At 71.7% G+C, this 19,239-nt stretch carries 19 protein-coding genes and 1 pseudogene; 14 read left to right on the top strand and 6 right to left on the bottom strand.

Annotation, left to right across the window (positions count from 1 at the left end):
* Positions 1-58: 58 nt before the first annotated feature.
* From IE212_RS03820 to IE212_RS03795, 6 genes are all read left to right on the top strand, one after another.
* Positions 59-1,003: a GlxA family transcriptional regulator gene (locus IE212_RS03820; protein WP_190196237.1), complete on the top strand. Its 945-nt coding sequence runs from the start codon at positions 59-61 to the stop codon at positions 1,001-1,003.
* Between the two features lie 237 nt (positions 1,004-1,240).
* Entirely contained in the window at positions 1,241-2,971 is a 1,731-nt protein-coding gene (locus IE212_RS03815) for an ATP-binding protein (RefSeq protein ID WP_190196236.1), read from the top strand.
* A 5-nt stretch (positions 2,972-2,976) separates the two neighbouring features.
* The gene (locus tag IE212_RS03810; protein ID WP_003994857.1) at positions 2,977-3,387 is read left to right on the top strand and encodes a roadblock/LC7 domain-containing protein; all 411 of its coding nucleotides are present in this window, start codon (positions 2,977-2,979) and stop codon (positions 3,385-3,387) included.
* A complete protein-coding gene (locus IE212_RS03805) occupies positions 3,384-3,755 on the top strand; it encodes a DUF742 domain-containing protein (protein WP_190196235.1) in 372 nt (123 codons plus the stop codon). Before IE212_RS03810 ends, IE212_RS03805 begins: the two co-directional genes overlap by 4 nt.
* Positions 3,736-4,341 carry a GTP-binding protein gene (locus IE212_RS03800; RefSeq protein ID WP_190196234.1) on the top strand — a complete coding sequence of 202 codons (606 nt, stop codon included), beginning with the start codon at positions 3,736-3,738 and terminating at the stop codon, positions 4,339-4,341. Before IE212_RS03805 ends, IE212_RS03800 begins: the two co-directional genes overlap by 20 nt.
* Positions 4,338-5,573, top strand: coding sequence for a cytochrome P450 (locus IE212_RS03795; protein ID WP_190196233.1), 1,236 nt, complete (start codon positions 4,338-4,340; stop codon positions 5,571-5,573). The genes IE212_RS03800 and IE212_RS03795 overlap by 4 nt, the downstream gene beginning before the upstream one ends.
* A gap of 187 nt (positions 5,574-5,760) precedes the next feature.
* Here the strand turns inward: IE212_RS03795 and IE212_RS03790 are convergent, their stop codons facing one another.
* Entirely contained in the window at positions 5,761-7,374 is a 1,614-nt protein-coding gene (locus IE212_RS03790) for a hypothetical protein (protein WP_229864037.1), read from the bottom strand.
* Between the two features lie 780 nt (positions 7,375-8,154).
* Between IE212_RS03790 and IE212_RS03785 the strand changes: the two genes are divergently transcribed.
* Both IE212_RS03785 and IE212_RS03780 read left to right on the top strand, forming a co-directional pair.
* Positions 8,155-8,370, top strand: a complete 216-nt coding sequence (locus tag IE212_RS03785; protein ID WP_229864035.1) for a hypothetical protein — start codon at positions 8,155-8,157, stop codon at positions 8,368-8,370.
* A gap of 79 nt (positions 8,371-8,449) precedes the next feature.
* On the top strand, positions 8,450-8,842 hold the full coding sequence (locus IE212_RS03780; RefSeq protein ID WP_190196232.1) for a VOC family protein: 393 nt from the start codon (positions 8,450-8,452) through the stop codon (positions 8,840-8,842).
* 111 nt (positions 8,843-8,953) lie between these two features.
* Here IE212_RS03780 and IE212_RS03775 read toward each other — a convergent pair whose 3' ends face one another.
* Together IE212_RS03775 and IE212_RS03770 are read right to left on the bottom strand one after the other, a co-directional pair.
* On the bottom strand, positions 8,954-9,250 hold the full coding sequence (locus IE212_RS03775; RefSeq protein ID WP_190196231.1) for a DUF4235 domain-containing protein: 297 nt from the start codon (positions 9,248-9,250) through the stop codon (positions 8,954-8,956).
* 41 nt (positions 9,251-9,291) lie between these two features.
* Complete coding sequence (locus tag IE212_RS03770) at positions 9,292-10,314, bottom strand: glutathione S-transferase family protein (protein WP_190196230.1); 1,023 nt, start codon at positions 10,312-10,314, stop codon at positions 9,292-9,294.
* Here IE212_RS03770 and IE212_RS03765 point away from each other — a divergent pair.
* Entirely contained in the window at positions 10,313-11,374 is a 1,062-nt protein-coding gene (locus IE212_RS03765; RefSeq protein ID WP_229864033.1) for a cation diffusion facilitator family transporter, read from the top strand. The genes IE212_RS03770 and IE212_RS03765 overlap by 2 nt on opposite strands.
* Positions 11,375-11,467: 93 nt before the next feature.
* Here the strand turns inward: IE212_RS03765 and IE212_RS03760 are convergent, their stop codons facing one another.
* Positions 11,468-11,917 carry a nitroreductase family deazaflavin-dependent oxidoreductase gene (locus tag IE212_RS03760; protein WP_190196228.1) on the bottom strand — a complete coding sequence of 150 codons (450 nt, stop codon included), beginning with the start codon at positions 11,915-11,917 and terminating at the stop codon, positions 11,468-11,470.
* A 105-nt stretch (positions 11,918-12,022) separates the two neighbouring features.
* On the bottom strand, positions 12,023-12,655 hold the full coding sequence (locus IE212_RS03755) for a LysE family transporter (protein ID WP_190196227.1): 633 nt from the start codon (positions 12,653-12,655) through the stop codon (positions 12,023-12,025).
* A 287-nt stretch (positions 12,656-12,942) separates the two neighbouring features.
* Between IE212_RS03755 and IE212_RS03750 the strand changes: the two genes are divergently transcribed.
* The 3 genes from IE212_RS03750 to IE212_RS03740 are packed head-to-tail and all read left to right on the top strand — an operon-like array spanning position 12,943 to position 14,939.
* The gene (locus tag IE212_RS03750; protein ID WP_190196226.1) at positions 12,943-14,139 is read left to right on the top strand and encodes a cytochrome P450; all 1,197 of its coding nucleotides are present in this window, start codon (positions 12,943-12,945) and stop codon (positions 14,137-14,139) included.
* 13 nt (positions 14,140-14,152) lie between these two features.
* On the top strand, positions 14,153-14,353 hold the full coding sequence (locus IE212_RS03745; protein ID WP_030247659.1) for a ferredoxin: 201 nt from the start codon (positions 14,153-14,155) through the stop codon (positions 14,351-14,353).
* Between the two features lie 49 nt (positions 14,354-14,402).
* On the top strand, positions 14,403-14,939 hold the full coding sequence (locus IE212_RS03740) for a flavoprotein (protein ID WP_190196225.1): 537 nt from the start codon (positions 14,403-14,405) through the stop codon (positions 14,937-14,939).
* An 87-nt stretch (positions 14,940-15,026) separates the two neighbouring features.
* Here IE212_RS03740 and IE212_RS03735 read toward each other — a convergent pair whose 3' ends face one another.
* Entirely contained in the window at positions 15,027-15,866 is an 840-nt protein-coding gene (locus IE212_RS03735; protein WP_190196224.1) for a phytanoyl-CoA dioxygenase family protein, read from the bottom strand.
* Positions 15,867-15,930: 64 nt separating this feature from the next.
* Here IE212_RS03735 and IE212_RS03730 point away from each other — a divergent pair, with 64 nt between their 5' ends.
* Both IE212_RS03730 and IE212_RS03725 read left to right on the top strand, forming a co-directional pair.
* A complete protein-coding gene (locus IE212_RS03730) occupies positions 15,931-16,932 on the top strand; it encodes a helix-turn-helix domain-containing protein (protein WP_190196223.1) in 1,002 nt (333 codons plus the stop codon).
* A gap of 196 nt (positions 16,933-17,128) precedes the next feature.
* A pseudogene (locus IE212_RS03725) lies at positions 17,129-19,232 on the top strand (ricin-type beta-trefoil lectin domain protein).
* Positions 19,233-19,239: the final 7 nt, after the last annotated feature.

Below are 19,239 nucleotides of genomic sequence, written 5' to 3'. Positions count from 1 at the left end.
GCCTGCTCACGCACCGCCCGCCAATGGCAAGATTGCCAACATTCGATAGGATCGTGCCATGCGGCGTGAACGAGTGGTGGTCCTGGCCCTGGACGGTGTGTACCCCTTCGAGCTGGGCATCCCGAGCCGGATCCTCGGCGCGGCCGACGACAGGTACGAGGTGCTGACCTGCTCGGTCGACGGCGGACCGGTCCGCACCAACGCAGACTTCGGCGTCACCGTGGAACACGGCCCCGAGGTCCTGGCCACGGCCGGCACCGTGGTGATCGCGCCCATCGCGCCCGACCACCTCACCGACGAGGTGCCCGGCGACGTGCTGTCCGCGCTGGCCCTCATCCGCCCCGGCACCCGCATCGTCTCCATCTGCACCGGCGCCTTCGTCCTCGCCGCCGCCGGGCTCCTCGACGGACGCCGGGCGACCACGCACTGGCAGGTCGCCGAGCGGTTCCGCCGTATGTTCCCGCGCGTCGACCTCGACCCGGACGTGCTGTTCGTCGACGACCACCCGTTCCTCACCTCCGCCGGGGCCGCCTCCGGCGTGGACATCTGCCTGCACCTCGTCCGCAAGGACCACGGCAGCCGGCTCGCCAACGCCGTCGCCCGCCGCTGTGTGGTCCCGCCGTTCAGGGACGGCGGCCAGGCCCAGTACATCGAACAGCCAATCCCCGAAGAGGGGGCCGCCAGCACCGCGGCCACCCGCGCCTGGGCCCTGGAGCGCCTGGGTGAGCCGCTCACCCTGGCCGAACTCGCCGGCCACGCCCGGATGAGCCGCCGCACCTTCGCGCGGCGCTTCCACGACGAGGTCGGCCTCAGCCCCGGCCGCTGGCTGATCCAGCAGCGGGTGGCACGGGCCCGGCATCTGCTGGAGTCCAGCGACCTCACCGTCGACCAGATCGCGGCCCGAGTCGGCTTCGCGACCGGCGCCTCGCTGCGCCAGCACCTCGGCGCGGCGATCGGGGTGTCGCCGCAGGCGTACCGCCGCACGTTCCAGGCCGCCCGCTGACACGTGCACGCCCAACTCCTCAGGCGGGCAAAGTCATTTGTCGATCTGTTGCCTTCTTCCGGAGCGTGACCGAACCCTCACCTCCGGCAGGGGATGAGTTTGATCCTTTGCGGTTCAAACCCGATAGGGTTCCGATCGGCGCTGCGAGTTGACGCGATCGCGTCCAGTCGGCTCGCGGTGCGTACTCATGAGTGCGATCCACACCCCCCGTTCGATCGTGTGCTTCGAAGGATGCAGATGGAACTCGCCACTCCGCCACCGGCGGCGCGGGCCCCTGTCGCCTGGTACAGCTGGTGGTTGATGCCGCTGGGCCTGGGAGGCGGGACGGTTGCCGCCACGTTCATGAGCTCGGAGCGAATAACCGTCGCCGTCGCCGGTGCCGCCGCGACGGCCGCCGGCGCCGTGTGCGTACGCCTGCTGCTGCGTACCCGAGCCCAACTCCAGCGCGCGGAGGCCTCCTTCCGCACCACGCAGGCCGAGCACAACCAGCAGTGGCAGCAGCATGTGGCGGGTCTGGAGCGGAAGTTCTCCGCCGACCGCGCCACCCTGGAGTCCCAGCTCAACGAGCAGCACACCACCTACGAGCGCCGCCTGACCGACCAGAGCGCCACGTACGAGTCGCAGCTCGCCGACCAGTCCCGGGCGTACGAGGAACGGCTGGCCGAGCAGGCCACGTCCTACGAGACCCGGCTCGCCGACCAGGCCGAGGTCTGGCAGGAACAGCTGTCCCACCAGCTCGCCGCCGTCGCCCGGCTCGCCGACGAGCAGCTTCCCGACGCGATGGACAAGCTGCGCTCCGGTGAGGCCATCGACGACATCCTGCCCACCGTCAACCAGTGCGCGAAGGTCAGTTCCGACCTCCAGGCGGAACTGCGCAAGCTGCTGCGCACGGCCCTGATCGGTCTCGAGGCGGAGTTCGACCGCTCCACCTCCGCCGAGCAGGCCGTCATCAGCATCGGCAACCGCATCCACGTCCTGACCAGCAAGCTCCGCGGCCGGCTGCACGAGATGCAGGGCGAGCACGGCCGGCTGCCGGCCGTCGCCCGCGGCCTGATGGAGCTCGACCAGGAGCTCGGCCCAGCCGACTCGCTCGCCGCGAGCATCGGCGTCCTCGGCGGATCGGACCGGCCGGGGCGCCAGTGGCAGGAACCGCAGCGGCTGCTGAGCGTGGTGCGCGGCGGCATCGGCCGGATCAAGGACTTCCACCGCGTCCAGGTGCGCCACCTGCCCGAACTCGGCGTCGACGGCGGCCTCGTGGACCACCTCACGCTGATCTTCGCCCACCTCCTGGACAACGCGGCGCGCTACTCGCCGCCCACCGAGCCGGTGCTCATCTCCGGCAAGGAGGTCCCCAACGGTGTCGGCATCGAGATCCAGGACTCGGGCAAGGGCCTGAGCGAGGAGAAGAAGCGCGAGGCCGAGCACGCCCTCGCCGGTACCGCGCCCGGCGCGGGCCTCGGCGGCATCACCGAGGACGCGAGCATCGGCCTGCGTGTCGTCGGCGCCCTCGCCCGCCGCTACGGCATCCGCGTCACCTTCGCGGACTCGCCCTGGCTCGGCACCTCGGTGGTGGTCGTGGTTCCGCACAAGTACTTCAGCCCGCTGCCCGCGGCCACCGCAACCCCGGCCGTCACCGCCCCGGAGGCCCGCACCGCCACGTCCCCCCCGGTCCGCGAGACGGTGACCGAGCCGGCCCCGCCACCGGTCGCGCAGGCCGAGGCCATGGAGACCACTCCCGGCGGCCTGCCCCGGCGCCGCAGCAAGCGGAACGAGGCCGACGGGCCGAGGCAGACCGAGCGGGCCGACCGGAGTACCCCCGCCGCCGTGCCGCCCGACGCCTCCTTCTCCGGTCTCGCCGCCTTCGCCACCGCGGGACGTGACGCCGCGTCGGCCTCGCAGGCGGCAGACGACCGCGACACACCCGCCGGACGCGAGTCCACCGAGCACCGCACCCAAGAGAGCGACTAGTCCCGATGACGCAGCAAGGAACAGACGTGAGCTGGGCGCTCCGCGATCTCGTCGAGAGCATCCAGGAGATCCGTTTCGCCCTGGTGGCCTCCAGCGACGGAAAGGCCATCACTTCCTACGGCGCCGAAGATCCCGACGACGTCGACCGCTTCGCCGCCGTGGTGGCCGGCCTGCAGGCCCTGGCCCAGCCGGTGGCCGAGCAGTTCCCCAAGTACGCCGGCCAGTTGCGCCTGGCGATGATCGAGGTCGACGGCGGGCACCTGTTCGTCGTCCGCGCCGGCGTGGAGACGTACCTCGGTGTCCTCGCCAGGGAGGGCCTCGACCAGGGCCTGCTCGGGCACCAGATGCGGGACCTGGCCCGCAGGATGGGTGAGCTCCTCGGCACCACTCCGCGCCTGGAGGAGCACTCTGGATGAGTGCTCCCCGCAGAACGTCGGACCCGTCCGGTCTCGAGCGCTACTACGTCCTGACCGGAGGGCGCAGCGGACCGGGCGGTGCGGCGTCGAGCCTTGACGTGGCGACTCTCGTCGTCGCCCGCGCCGCCCCGTTACCGGGGATGCAGCACGAGCACGAGGAGATCCTCAGGCGCTGCCGCGACCCGCTGTCGGTCGCCGAGCTCGGCGCTCACCTCGGGCTGCCCTTCAACATTCTCGCGGTGCTGCTGTCGGACCTGCTGGACGCAGGTCGCGTCGAAGCCCGTAACCCCATCCCGGCACACGACGCCGGCCGCGGGCCCGACCTCGCGCTCCTTGAGGAGGTACTCAGTGGACTTCAAAGGCTTTGACCAACCCGGAGGGCGGGCAGCCGGGGACACCCGCTCGGTGAAGGTGATGATCGCCGGCGGCTTCGGCACCGGGAAGACCACCATGGTCCGGTCGGTCAGCGACATCAAGCCGCTCACCACCGAGGAGACCCTCACCCAGGCCAGCGTCGACGTCGACCACCTCATAGGCGTCGCCGACAAGACGCAGACCACCGTCAGCCTGGACTTCGGCAAGATCGGAATCAACGAGAGCCTGGTGCTGTACCTGTTCGGCACACCGGGCCAGGAGCGGTTCTGGTTCCTGTGGAACGGGCTGTTCAAAGGGGCGCTGGGCGCGATCGTCCTGGTGGACACCCGCCGCCTGGAGTCCAGTTTCCGGGCGATCGAGGAGATGGAACGCCAGGATGTCCCCTTCGTGGTCGCCCTGAACGTCTTCCCCGACTCGCGGAACTACCCCGTCGAGGAGATCCGGGACGCCCTGGACATCCCCGACCACACCCCGGTGGTGGCCTTCGACGCCCGCGACCGGGCCTCCAGCCGGGACGTCCTCGTCGCCCTCATCCACCACCTGAAGGAACGCTCAGCCGTGGCCCTGGAGCCCCGATGAACGATCAGACCGCCCCGCGCGGTTGCCCCGTCGCCCACCATGGAGCCGAACTGACCCGGCTCTACGGCCCGGAGGCCGCCACCGACCCGGCAGGCATCTACGAGCGGCTGCGCAAGGAACACGGCCCGGTCGCCCCCGTCCTGCTGGAGGGCGACGTGCCGGCCTGGCTGGTCCTCGGCTACCGCGACAACCGGCGGGTGCTCGACAACCCCCGCCAGTTCAGCCGGGACGCGCGGATCTGGCGGGACTGGCGGGAGGGCCGGATCGAGGAGACCTCGCCGATCATGCCGATGGTCGGCTGGCGCCCGGACTGTGTGTCCCAGGACGGCGAACCGCACCGCAGGCTGCGCGGCGCCGTCACCGACGGGTTGCAGGCGGCGGCCGCCCGGGGCATCCGGCGGCACGTCACGCACTTCGCGAACAAGCGGATCGACGCGTTCGCCGACGCAGGGCGCGCCGACCTCGTGGCCGACTACGCCGAGCAACTGCCGATGCTTGTGCTCACCAGGATGCTGGGCCTTCCCGCGGCGGACGGGCTGCGCCTGATCGAGTCGTGCGCCCAGGTCTTCAAGGGCGGTGAGGGGGCCCTCGAGCACAACGACCGGATCATGGAGATCCTCGCGGAACTCGCCGAGCGCAAGCGGGCCGAGCCGGGCTCCGACTTCGCCACGGCCCTGCTGGAGCACCCAGCCGGCCTCGACCACGACGAGGTCGTCAGCCATCTGCGCCTGGTGCTGATCGCCGCGCACACCACCACCAGCAATCTGCTGGCCCGGGTCCTGCAACGGGTCCTCACCGACGCCGCCCGGCTGTCCGGTCTGGTCAGCGGGGAGCTGAATGTCTCCTCGGTGGTGGAAGAGGTCATGTGGGACGCCCCGCCGCTGTCCGTGCTGCCGGGCCGGTTCGCGACCGCCGACCTGGAGCTCGGAGGCCATCACGTCCAGGAGGGAGAGCTGCTCATCCTGGGCCTGGCCGCCGGCAACGTCGACCCGGAGGTACGGCCCGACTCGGCCGTCGCCGTGCAGGGCAACCAGTCGCACCTGGCGTTCAGCGCCGGACCGCACGAGTGCCCGGGGCAGAACATCGGACAGTCCATCATCGAGATCGGCGTGGACGTCCTGCTGCACCGGCTGCCGGACCTGCGCCTGGCCGTACCGCCGGAAGAACTCAGCTCGACCGCCTCCACGTGGGAGTCCCGGCTGGACAGCCTGCCGGTCGAGTTCGCCGTCTGAACCACGCCGACGCACCGTTGCCCGGCCGGCTTCCGGCCGGGCAACGCCGTGCGCGCGTGCGGTGGCTCGCACGCTCAGCAGGTCGTCAGCCGAGCCGCGTCCGGGTAGTCCGGCTCTGGCCGCGGGGCCGCCGCGGAGGTCGGCCAGGCGGGTGCGAGCAGCGGCCCGAGCCTTCAGGACCGGGGCGTCAGCCGTCGAGCCAGTCGCCTGCGACGCCCGTGGGACGGTATCCCGTAGCGTTCCAGAGGAAATGCGGGTGGGCACAGCCGAACATGTAGGCGAGCAGTGCGGTGTCCTCCCTCCCGGTCTGATGATCGTGCAGGGTGTGGAACCTCTCGGATCCGACTACGCCGGCGTCTTGTTGGACATGACGGGCGCGTTCCGTCGACGGCGCGGCGCTGGATGCCTCCACGGCGGCTATGTAGGTGCGGCGCAAGATCTCCCATGCGTTGTCCGTGTTGCCGTGCCAGGGGCCGTGCAGTGCCTCGAAGGCATGGAGCTCGGCGTCGAAGAGGGCCCATGCCCGGGGGTGTTGGGCTCGGCAGCGTGCGGACAGCTCGGCGGTCCGGGTGCTCAGTGCCGGTGCGGTGGGCCGCGGGGCGATGGTGAGGGTGGTGCCATGGGTGAGGATGCCGGTGCACGGGTTGGGCTGCAGGTCGCACAGCGGGCACTCCTCGGCCGGGGGGAGGCCCTGGGTGATGCCGTCGAACCACAGGGCGTGGCGGCCCGTGAGCCCCATCCACACGATGGTGGTGGTCATCAGCCAGGTGTTCCACATAGGGCTGTGGGCCTCGGGCATGCAGCCGTACTTGACGAGGGCTATCGCGCAGGCAGCGTAGAGCGCCTTGGTGTGGGTGGGCATTTCGGCGAGCCAGAAGTTGCTGATCTCGCCGGTGAGGGCGTCGGCCCGTACATCGGCCATGTCGTCGATGACGCGGCACAGCAGCAGGGAGGCGAGGTTTTCCTCCTGCCAGAGTTCGGTGTCGGGGGCGACGTGCCAGAACAGGCAGTCCAGCATCTGCAGGGCCGAGTAGGCGCTCTGGTTGAGAGGGTTGGTCTGGGGGAGCGTGACGCTGCCCGCGTCGTGCTGTCGCAGCCAGTACTCGTCGACGGATCGCTTGTGGGCCGCGAAGAGCCCGGAAACCAGGGCCCGCGCGCTGTTGGTGCTGAAATTCTCGGCCAGGCGGCCTTCGACGTGTCGGGTGAGGCGCGTTGTGTCGATGGTGTCGACCACGCGTTTGTACTCGTGGAAGACGAGGATGTCGTCCTCGAAGCGGTGGCGGTGGCCGAGATCTCGTTCGAGGTCGTTCATCTGCCGGGTCCAGGACCATCCACCGGTCAGGACGCTGTCGAGTTCCCGGCGGTGTGGCCAGGTCTTGACGGTGAGGGGACGGCCGGCGCTCTGCCGCCAGCGGTAGTCGTCCAGCGTGCGCGCGGGGGGCGTGGGCAGCCGACGGCACAGCGGGCAGGCGCAGGCGGTTGTCTCCTCCTGCGCCCGCGGCGGGGTGAGTGCCCGGCTCCTCCAGGCCCCCTCCAGCATCGTGCAGGTCAGTCTGCAGACCTCGATGTCGGTGCTGACTTGGGGGAAGGCTGCTTCGATCATGCGCAGGCCGGTGTCGAGGTGCCTCAACCTGGCGTAGCCCTCCTCGTCGGGCGGGAGGAACGCGGGCCGCGCCAGATGGAGCGCTCCCTCCACACGCAGCGTGGTGCTGGAACGGGCGGAGCCGAATCCGCTCAGCCGCTGCTGAGCGGCGTTCTGGGACCTCCGGTACTGCTCCGTGCTGCCATTGATGTGTTTCACCAGGAGGCGGGCCAGGGTGTTCCCCGCCTCCGTGGGCTGGAGCCGGGCGCTTGGCTGCGCCGGGAGTGAGCTGTCGGCGGACGCCTTCGGAACAGCACCTGCGACTCGAGATTTCACACCGGTCTCCCAATAAGCTGTGGTCCTGGCAACGGAGTCGATCGACCGTGGTCGTTGACCGGCCGTGCCCGGGAATCTTCTGAACTTGCCGCGACGGCCCCGCCGGACAGCCGGACGCACGCGACCGGCTTCGGCTCCTGCTACGAACGACCGCGAGGGGCACGACTGCTGCGTTGACGGCACTCCTGCTGCGAGGCGAGCACCCGCCGCCTCAGCTGTGTTGATCAGGAAGCACTCGCGGCCCGTCAGGCGTGGCGCGACCACCGGATCCGGGATGCGCTGCCTCGCCCGAGGCGTGCGGGGAGCTGACAGAGGTGTCGGAGGGCAGGTCGAACCGGACGTCCTGAGGCATGCGTTTCCTTTCGGGAGACGGAACGCGGAGTCCCCCCACCCCTGCGAGCGGACGGTCACCAGGACCGCCCGCACACTCGAACTGGTCATCCTGACTCGAAAGTTGAGGCGAGAAGCGGTACGAGGCTGCCCAAGGTGCTAATGAGCCATTCGTGACCGGACCGTGATCTCGGTTACTGCTGAAACCTCTTGAGCTGCGTACACTCCCACCTCCCTCGGACAACCGGAATCTCCCGGTCGTGCGGCGCGGGGGAGACGCCGTCCGCGACCGGCCGGGCCCGGGTGGGCATCGGACCGACCCGTGACGTCGTCATGGCCGAAGGCACCGTCGAGACGGTTCAGCCCGGCGAGCCGACCGAGCAGGACGCCGAACTCTCCGCCGCCAAGGCCTGGTTCGACCCCCGCGGCCTCACCACGCCGTACCTCCGCTTCCGCGTCGTGCCGCGGCGGGTCAAGGCACGGCGGGAGGCCGGCGAGCTGGACGGTCGCGAACTCATGCGCGACGGAAGGTGGTTGACGACCGACTGAATGGGCCGGACCGGGATATCCGCAAGGGAGAGGGCCGCGGGGCACGACCGCACCGCGGCCGGGATCCTGCGGAGGAGACATGGCCCTGGTGAATGCGGGCGTTCTGGTGCTCGACTGTGCCGAGCCCGAGAAGCTCGCCGTGTTCTACAAGGAACTGCTGGAGGGGGAGGAGGCGGACGCGACCGCCAACCGGGTGGAGATCCGGAGCGCCGACGGCTTCCGCATCGCCCTGCGGCGGGACGTCAACGCGACCCCGCCCAGCTGGCCCCGTCCGGAGAATTCGCTCCAGGCGCATCTGGAGTTCGTGGTGGACGACCTCGACGCGGTGGAACGCCGGGTCATCAGCCTCGGCGGGCGTCCCCTGGAGGCGAAGGAGGCCTCCGGCCCTCTGGAGGAGCGTGGCTACGCCGACCCGGCCGGGCACTCCTTCACGTTGCGCCGCACCGCGCCGACCGCGCCCAAGCAGGGCTGACGGCGGCGGCGGAGGCCGGCGAGGCACTGCCCGGGACCGCGGGGCCGTACCGGTCCTTAGGGACAGTCCGGTTCCGCCCCGCCGCAAGGGCGGGGCGGAACCGGGTGGCGGTCAGTCGCGGCCGCCCTTGTCGCCGGCCGGCCAGGTGCCGGTCGAGCGCTCGATGGCGGTCGCGCCCGCGCGGTCCACGGCGCTGCGCACCACGGCGAAGATGGCGCCCTGGACCGCGGCGGCCAGCAGCACCTCCCCCCAGCCGCGGTCCCGGTCCAGCGCGTCGGGCGCGTCCTCTTCGTGCCGGATCGCCATCCATGTCTTGCGGAAGGCGAGCCCGGCCAGCCAGCCGCTCGACCAGCCCAGCACGAATCCGAAGGGCTGGTAGGCGAGGGGGAGCTTCTTCTTCTTGGCCACGTGTATCTCCTAGGTCGGTGTGTGGGGGTGCCTTGCTGTGGTCAGGGTGTGCCCGCGGCCGGGACCCGCTCCTCGGGGCGGACCGGCCCGGGCGGTGTGCCGTCGCCGAACGGCCGGCCGCCCAGCTCCTCGCGGTGGTGCGGGGTCAGCCAGCCGGACAGGTCCGGGCCCAGGGGCACGACGCGGGTCGGGTTGATGCCCGTGTGCACCTGGTAGTAGTGGCGCTTGATGTGGTCGAAGTCGACGGTGTCGCCGAAGCCGGGCGTCTGGTACAGGTCACGTACGTAACCCCACAGCACCTGGTTCTCCGTCAGCTTCCAGCGGTTGCACTTGAAGTGGCCGTGGTAGACCGCGTCGAAGCGGACCAGCGTGGTGAACAGCCGGATGTCCGCCTCGGTGATGGTGTCGCCGACCAGGTACCGCTGCCGTTCCAGCCGCCCCGCGAGCAGCTCGAGCCGCCGGAACACGCCCGCGCAGGCGGCCTCGTACTCCTCCTGCCCGGTGGCGAAACCCGCTCGGTAGACGCCGTTGTTGACGTCCTCGTAGACGTCCGCCATCACCTCGTCGATCTCGTCCCGGTGCCCGTGCGGGTACAGGTCGGGCGCCCCGTCCCGGTGCAGAGCCGTCCACTCGGTCGCCAGGTCGAGCGTGATCCGCTGGTAGTCGTTGGTGACCAGCTTCCCGCTGGGCACGTCCACGACCGCCGGGACGCTGACCCCGCCGGGGTAGTCCTTCTCCCGCCGGTCGTAGGCCTCGCTCAGGTAGCGGATGCCGAGGACCGGGTCGCGCTCGTCCTCGTCCAGGGTGAAACGCCAGCTGCGGTCGTCCTGGATGGGGTCGGTGACGGCCAGGGACAGCGCGTCCTCGAGACCGAGCAGCCTGCGGGAGACCAGCGAGCGGCTCGCCCACGGGCAGGCACGGCTGACGACCAGCCGGTAGCGGCCGGCCTCCACCGGCCAGCCGTCCCGGCCGTCCGCCGTGATCCGGTCGGTGAAGTGCGCCTTGGACCGTTTGAACCTCCTCCTTCCATAGGCGCTGTTGCCGTCGCCGTCGTCGCGGCTCATGGGGGTGACCTCCTTGCCGTACGTGTGCCCTGGTGAACGCGTTCCCCGTTTTCCGCGGACGGCACGGTATGAGCACCGCCGACCGGGGCAATCGGCGTGGGTGACTGAAGAAGCATCTGATCGGAGGACCCGCGTCACCGTACTGGTGGCGCTCGCTGCCAATCTGGTGATCGCGGCCGCCAAGGCCGTCGGCGGCCTGGCCGTGGGATCACCCGCATTGCTGTCGGAGGCGGCCCATTCGGTGGCCGACAGCCTGAACGAGGTGTTCCTGCTGGCGGCGCTGCGCCGCAGCCGTCGCCCGGCCGACCGGCGTCATCCCTTCGGCTACGGCAAGGAGCGGTTCTTCTGGTCGCTCCTGGCGGCCGTGGGGATCTTCGTCATGGGGGGCTGTTTCTCCTTCTTCCAGGGCTTCGAAGCCCTGGCGAGCGGAGCGGAGGAGGATCTCGGCGGCTATGTGGCCGGACTGATCGTGCTCGGCATCGCCCTCCTCGCGGAGGGCGGTTCGCTGGTGCGGGCGCTGTACCAGGTCCGCCGGCAGGGCGGCACGGGTGACGGGATGCGCGACCCGGCCCTGCGCACGGTCGTCGCCGAGGACGGCACGGCGGTGCTCGGCGTCTCGCTGGCCATCGTGGGCATGGCGCTGCACATGGTCACCGGCCAGGTGGTCTGGGAGGCGGCGGCCTCCCTCGCGATCGGGGCGCTGCTCGTCTTCGTCGCGTACCGGCTGGGCCGTGAGGCGCGTGACCAGCTGATCGGCGAGGCGGCCGACCCGGAGTCGAGCGGGCGGATCCGGGCGCTGCTGCAGGCCCAGCCGGAGATCGACAGCGTGGAGGCGCTGTTCACGATGAAGACGGGGCTGGACACGGCCCTCGTGGCCGCTCGCGTCGACCTGGTGCCCGGCCTGGACAGCGAGCACGTCGAGGAGGTCGCCGTACGCATCAAGCGCTCGATCGCCCGGACGGTCCCGGAGGCCGACCAGATCTTCCTGGACGTCACGGACCGCCCCGCGGGCGAGGCAGCGGAAAGCCCCGCCGCGACGGGGGAGCGCGGCGGGGCCTGACGCTCGCCTGCCCCGCGTCGGACGGTCCATGCACCCGGGAAGAAGAAATTTTTTCGCCGACTGCCCCCGCGCGGGGCGGTCGGCCCCCGGGAGTCACCCGCCGTCGGCCGGCTCCAGTACGAACACCGGGATCTCCCGGTCCGTCTTCGTCTGGTAGTCGGCGTACGCCGGGTACGCCGCGACGGCGCGTTCCCACCACTCCGCCTTCTCCCGGCCCGTGACCTCACGGGCGGTCATGTCCTGTTTGACCGGGCCGTCCTGGAGCTCCACACGCGGGTCGGCCTTGAGGTTGAAGTACCAGACGGGGTGCCTGGGCGCGCCGCCGAGAGAGGCGACCGCGGCGTAACGCCCTTCGTGTTCCACCCGCATCACCGGTGTCTTGCGCAACTTGCCGCTCCTGGCGCCCCGTGAGGTCAGGACCACCACCGGCATCTTCGAACCGCGCAGGGTCGTCCCCTCGGTGCCGCCGGAGCTCTCGTACAGTTCCACCTGCCGGCGCACCCACTGCGTCGGGCTGGGCTCGTACTCACCTGCGAGAGGCATGGCATCCGTCCCATCGTCGTGTCGGCAACTGACTGGCACCCGAATTCAACACCGGTAGGCCCCGGAATCATCCGCTGGCCGGCGCGTACCGCCCCCTCGCGCGCCTCACCCCGGCGCGACCGCCATTCGCACGGCCAGGACGGTCATCACCCCGCCGGCCACCAGCGCCGTCGCCAGCCGCCCCCGATGGCCGGTCAGCGCACGGCCCAGCAACGCACCGCTCCCGGCGAGCAGCACCTGCCAGCTCGCGGACGCGGCGAACGCGGCCAGGACGAACACACCCTGTTCCAGGGCACCGGCCGGATCCGTGGCCCGGGAACCGAGCACCAGGGCAGCGAAGTAGATCACAGTGGTGGGATTGAGCAGCGTGACGCCGAGCAGTCCCAGGTAGGCCCGGGCCGGGGTCGGGGGAGCGGGGGCCGTGCGCGTGGCGAGCCGGTGGCCGCGGTACTCGCGCACCGCCCCGGCCGCACCCCACGCCGCGAGCGCGAGCAGCACCAGCACACAGACCCAGCGCAGCGGCCCGAGCACCGGCCGCAGCCCGTCGGCCAGGGCCGTCCCGCCGAGGGTGGCCGCGAGGGCGTACAGCCCGTCGGCGGTGGCGACCCCGAGCGCCGCGCAGACACCGGTACGCAGGCAGGCCCGGGCGGTGAGGGAGACGAGGTAGGTCCCGACCGCGCCGACGGGGACGGCGATGCCGTATCCGGCGAGCAGCCCCGCGACGAGAGCGGCCGTCATGACTGTGGCGGCGTCGGCCCTCCACGGCGGCCGGACCGCTGCTGTCGGCGCGCGGCAGGAGCGGCGACGGACAGCGGCGGGAGGGCATCGGGCACGTTCATGGCTGGATCCTCAGGCCCGCCCGCCGTACCGGCAACCGGTTTTCGGTTCCGCTCGAACTGAGAGACGGCATTCCTCGGCCAAGTTGCACGTCACCACCGATCTGGCCGAACTTCGCATCCCTCCATTAGGTGCCTGGGGCATCTAATGATGGCCGGCCCGACGCACACTTCCTCTGTGAGGTCTTCATGACGGACACGACCGCACCCGTGGCCTTCCCCCAGAGCCGGACCTGCCCCTACCACCCGCCCGCCGGCTACGAGCCGCTGCGCACCGAGCGCCCCCTGACCCGTATCACTCTCTTCGACGGCCGCGAGGCCTGGCTGGTCAGCGGCCACGCCACCGCCCGCGCGCTGCTCGCCGACCCGCGCCTGTCCTCCAACCGTGACCGCCCCGGCTTCCCCGTCCCCACCGCGCGCTTCGCCGGGATCCGCAACCGCAGGGCGGCTCTGCTGGGCGTGGACGACCCCCAGCACCGAGACCAGCGGCGCATGGTCGTCGGGGACTTCACCCTCAAGCGGGCCGCCGGACTCCGGCCCCGGATCCAGCAGATCGTGGACGAACGGCTCGACGCGATGATCGCCCGGGGCGCGCCCGCCGACCTGGTGAGCGCCTTCGCGCTGCCCGTGCCGTCCATGGTGATCTGCGCCCTGCTCGGCGTCCCGTACGACGACCACGACTTCTTCGAGAGCCAGTCACGGCGGCTGCTGCGCGGCCCGGAGACCGCCGACGTGATGGACGCCCGGGACCGGCTGGAGGACTACTTCGGCGAACTGATCGACCGCAAGCGGAAGAACCCCGGCACCGGCCTGCTGGACGATCTGGTCCAGCGGCAGCTGCGCGACGGCGCTCTCGACCGCGAGGGCCTGATCGCCCTGGCGCTCATCCTGCTGGTCGCGGGCCACGAGACGACCGCCAACATGATCTCGCTCGGCACCTTCACCCTGCTCCAGCACCCCGAGCGGCTCGCCGAGCTGCGCGCCGACCCGCGGCTGGTGCCGGCCGCGGTCGAGGAGCTGATGCGGATGCTGTCGATCGCGGACGGCCTGCTCCGCCTCGCCGTCGAGGACATCGAGGTGGCCGGGCAGACGATCCGCGAGGGAGACGGCGTGGTGTTCGCGACCTCCGTCATCAACCGCGACGAGACGGTCTACCCCGAGCCGGACAGCCTCGACTGGAACCGCTCGGCCCGGCATCACGTGGCGTTCGGCTTCGGCATCCACCAGTGCCTCGGCCAGAACCTCGCCCGCGCCGAGCTGGAGATCGCCCTGCGGACCCTCTTCGACCGGCTGCCCACCCTCCGCCTGGCCGCGCCGGCCGAGGAGATTCCCTTCAAGCCGGGCGACACGATCCAGGGGATGCTGGAACTCCCCGTGACTTGGTAAGAGGCTTCCCCCCATGCACATCGACATCGACAAGGACGTCTGCATCGGTGCGGGCCAGTGCGCCCTGACCGCCCCGGACGTGTTCACCCAGGACGACGACGGCATCAGCGCCCTGCTGCCCGGCCAGGAGGACGGCGGCGGCAGTCCGCTGGTGCGGGAGGCGGCCCGTGCCTGCCCGGTGAGCGCCATCACCGTGTCGGAGACGGTGAGCTGACGCGGCCTCCCCGTCCGGCGCTCCCGCGGGAGTCGCTAGGGTTTCCGGGATGACGGAACAGGCCGCCCGGAAACCCTTCCTCTACGTCGTCGTGTGCGCCGCCGGCGTCGCCGCGGACCTCAGCAAACTGATCACCGCCGCGCAGGAGCGGGACTGGGAGGTCGGGGTCATCGCGACGCCCGCCGCCATGAACGGCTTCTTCGACACCGCGGCCGTCGAGGCACAGACCGGCCGCCCGATCCGGTCCGCCTGGCGCGCCCCGGGCGAGCCGCGCCCCTTCCCGGCCCCCGACGCCGTGGTCGTGGCCCCCGCCACCTTCAACACCCTCAACAAGTGGGCGGCCGGCATCGCCGACACCCTCGCCCTGGGCACCCTCTGCGAGGCGGCGGGGCTCGGCGTGCCGATCGCCGTCCTGCCGTGCGTGGCCGAGGCGCTGGCCGCCCACCCCGCCTACCGGGAGAGCCTCGAACGGCTGCGCGGGATGGGGGTGCGGTTCGGGGAGCCGTACGCGGGAGAGCCGGGAAAGGGCGGCGGGGGACGGGAGTTCGGCTGGGAACGGGGGCTGGACCTCGCCGGCTGCCGCTGAGTCCGGGCCCACACGGGCACGTACGCCCCCCGCAGCCCCTGCGCACCGCAGCCGACCCGGCACCCCGTCGCCGCTCACTGAACGGGATCAGTGGGGCCCTTGAGGCTCGAACTCCGTACCGCAGGGCCCCGCTCCCTCACTCTCGGACAGCTCAACTCGCGCCCCACTCATCGTCAACGTCCTGTAGAAGCGCCCGATCCGCTCGGTCGACCGGCCCACATAGTGCCCGATGAACGACCGCCGGAACCGGTCACCCGAGCGGTTCGGCCCCGAACCGTGCACCAGGCTGCCGTTGAAGAACAGAACATCCCCCGGCTCCATGTCCACCGGCGCGGGGGCCAGGCCCGGCGGCGGCGGGACATACTCCCGCGCGAAGGAGACCTCCGCGTCCGCCTCCTTGGGACAGAACAGGTCCATCCGGTGGGTGCCCGGCACGACTTCGAGCCCGCCGTTCTCCCGGTCGATCACGTCGCAGGCCAGCCACGCCGCCACGCACGTGCCCGGTTCCACCCGCAGATAGAAGTTGTCCTGGTGCAACGCCTGGCCCCGGGCTCCCGGGGGCTTGAAGTAGAACATGCTCTGGGCGGCCAGGACCTCCTCACCCAGGAGCCCCTCGAGGACCGTGCGCAGCCGGGCGTCCAGCAAGACCTCACGCGCGAGGTCGTTGATCTCGTGCGGATGCATCACCCTCGGCCACACGTGCAGCGGATCGGCGTCCGGGCCGGACGCGCGGGGCTCGAAGTGCCCCGGTACCCGGCCGCCCGCGTGCAGCGCCGCGAACCCGTCGCACAGCCGCTCGGTCTCATCGGCCCCGAAGAGCCCGCGGACGACCGTGAATCCGTCCTCTTCGAATTCTTCCCGGTACCGCCGGAGCACCGCGGGGTCCAGGATGGGAGCGCCGGTGGCGCCCTTGCCCGTGACTGTCATGAACGCACCTCTCGGTCAGGTGTTCCCGGTGGACAGAACCTAGGTCGTCGAGTCACCGAGAGGGATGCCCGTGCGTGCTGACGCATTGCCCGGCACTGCCGGACCCGAGGACGACGGGGTGCCCGCCCCGCCTCCCGGCCTCGTCGTGACCGGCCACTTCGACCAGCCGTCCGGCTACGCCGTCAACCGGCCTCGCGGGTCGATGAGCTGGCTGTTCACCTGGACCCTGTCAGGCGGAGGCCTGCTGTGGCAGGGCGGAGCGAAGACCTCGGCCGGCGCGGGCCGGCTGGTCGTGCTCGCCCCGGGTGTGCCGCACGGTTACGCGACCGGGCCCGGGGACCGGCACTGGCGGTTCTGGTGGGCGCACTGCCAGGCCCGCCCGGCCTGGGCGGCGTGGCTGCGGCCGTACGACGCCGGGGACGGGATGTACGTGGTCACCTCCGTCCCGGCCGGAGCACACGACCGCGTCGAGGCGGCGTTCCGGCGCATGCACACCGACGCCCGCCGACCCGGGGCACCGCCCGAGACGGTGCCACCCGGCGGGCAGATCGCCGTCGCGCACGACAGCACCGCCCGCGAACTGGCCCTGTGCGCACTGGAGGAGGTGGTCCTGATCACCACCGCGGGTGCCCGGCCGGCGGCACCCCGTCCCGGCCTCGACGCACGGATCCGCCGGGCCCAGGAGCTGATCGACGCGGACCCGGGCGCGCCGCACACCGTACGCTCGCTCGCGGAGGGTGTCTCCCTGTCACCGTCCCGCTTCGCCCACCTGTTCAGTCGGCAGCTCGGCCGGTCGCCCATGCGCGCCCTGCGTGAGGCGCGGCTGCGCCACGCCGCCCGGCTGCTCGAGGGCACCGACCTTCCGGTGGAACGCGTCGCGGCGGCCTCGGGGTTCGCCAGTCCGTTCCACTTCAACCGGGTCTTCCGTGAACGCTTCGGGACGCCGCCCGGCGCGTACCGGACCGCGCTGCACGGCAATGGTTTCCGAGGTGTGCCGAGAACGGGTGAAAACGTACTGCCGAAACCAATTGCACCGCGCGGTAATCCCTTTCCGCCCACTGATTGACATTTTGTCAAAAAGGGTCGGCTGTGCACGCAAGGCGCGAAACCGTGAGATCTCTTGTTCCCGCTCGCTGACCTGTGCAAAGGTGTGCCGTGTCGGCGTGCGGGCGACACGCCTTCCTTTCGTGTGCGCGGCATCCGTGCCCGACATACCCCTTGGTATGGACTTTATTCCGCATGTCCTTGAGAGGAATGCAGCCGTGAATGACGCTGGCCTGTCGAATTCCCCGGCTTCGGCCCGCGGGTCCGGCGCCACGGACGAGCAACTGAGCGCCGAGCTCAGAAAGTGGACGGGCGCGACCCCCGCGCTCCACCCCGTCGGCGAACTGCTGGACCGGCACTGGGAGGCGGCCTTCGCGTACGCCAGGCTGTGCACCGACGGCCCGCGCTCCGCCGGAATACTCACCACCGCCGCGTTCACCCGCATCTTCGGCGAGACCCTCCGCCAGAACGGCCCGACCGCCGCGTGGCGGCCCCATCTGCTCGTCACCGTACGGCGCGTCGCCGCCGAGTGGGCCACCGACCACAAAGGGGAGATGCTCCACCCGGATCTGCTCTCCGGGGCCGGTACGGGGGAGCGGGTGGCCGCCCGTCTGCTGCCGCCGCAGCACCGGCGCCTGCTGTCCGGGGCCTTCCAGCGGCTGCCCCAGTCCGCCCGCTGCCTGCTGTGGCACATCGACGTCGAGGCCGAACCGCTCGCCGAGCCCGCCGGGTTGCTCGGCCTGGACGAGGAAGGAGCGCGCGTCGAACTGGGCCGGGCCCGCGACCGGCTGCGCGAGGAGTGCCTCCAACTGCACCGCGAACTCGCCCCCGACGAGGAGTGCCGCCGCTATCTGCGCCTGCTCGACGTGACGTACCGGCGTGGCGGCCACGACATCGACCCCGATCTACGCGCGCATATCGAGGGCTGCGGGCACTGCAGCGCCGCCTCGGACCAGCTCGGCCGGTTCAACCACGGGCTCGGTCCCGCCCTGGCGGAGGCGGTGCTGGGCTGGGGCGGGCGGGAGTACGCCGAGTGCCGGGTGAGCGGTCCGGAGCCGGTCACCGGCGATCAGGAGCCCGGCGGTGAGCGGCTCGGGCCGCTCCGGGGGGCGGCCGGTGGGCCCCTCCTGGACACGGCGGGCTCGGCACACGGGGCCGTCCCGGACCCCGTCGCTCTCGCGGGCATGGTGGGGGAGTCGTTCACCGACCCCGTCGGCACAGGGGCCGCGCCGGCCGCCTCCGCGGCCCGGGCGGAGACGTCAGGCCACGCCCACGACGGTTTCCCGGCCCCTCCCGCCACCCCGCCCACTCCCGGGCCCACTCCCGGCAGGCGCGTCGAAGGCCGCCGCGCGGCGGCCCGCCGATCGGCCCACAAGGCCGCCCGTCGCGCCGCCCGGCGCCGCAATCTCACCGTGGGCGTCCTGACCGTCAGCGGCCTGGTGGTACTCCCGCTCGTCCTGTGGTCCGTCGGCGGCTCCGGCGAGGACACGCCGCAGGGCGGAGCGGAACGGCCGTCCGGAGCGCCCGGCACCGGTGCGGGCGAGTCGACGAACGACCCATCCCGGATCGGGTCCGGCGAGAGAGGAAAGGATGTCCTGCGGGGCCGGCTGCACAACCTCGCCTCCGACCTGTGCGTCGGCATCGCGGGCGAGAAGGCCGTGGCGGGTGCGGAGGCCGAGCTCGCCGACTGCTCCTCGGACACCACCCAGCAGTGGACGTACGAGACGGACGGGCTGCTGCGCAGCGGTGCCGCCCCCGATCTGTGCCTGGACTCGCGTCTCGGCTACTCGGTGCGGCTGGCCCCCTGCTCGGGCGGGTCCCGGCCGGACGCCAAGGACGTCCGCTACGACTTCACCCTGCAGGGCGCTCTGGTGGCCCGCTGGAACCAGGATCTCGCCCTGGCCCCGTCCGCGACCGACGGCTCGGGAGCCCTGGTCCTCAAGGCCCGAGCGGACGACGAGGCACAGCGCTGGGTGATCGACGGCTCGAAGGCCGACCTCCAGATGGAGGCCGTCACCTGGAACGCCCCCGCCGCCCCTGCTCCGCGCCCCACGCCGACACCGGCCTCCACGCCCGCACCGACGCCCACGCCTTCCGGGACGCCTCCGCGGACCCCGGCCCCGTCCGCGACGCCCCCCGGCCCCGCAGCCGGCGACGAGCGGCCAGGCCTCCACCGACCCGTCCTGTTACCGCTACGGGTACCACTGCGAGGAGGACGGCCGGTACGACTACCCCGGCTATGGCTACCCGGGCTACGGCTACGGTGACGGCGGCTATGACGGCGGTTACGGCGGCTACGGCTACGGGGGCGGACGTCGCTGACCGCGCG

It is taken from the genome of Streptomyces djakartensis, from assembly GCF_014651075.1.
Taxonomy (GTDB): Bacteria; Actinomycetota; Actinomycetes; order Streptomycetales; family Streptomycetaceae; genus Streptomyces; species Streptomyces djakartensis.
Note: the sequence above shows the minus strand (reverse complement) of the source record. Positions and strands in the feature narration are given on the sequence as shown.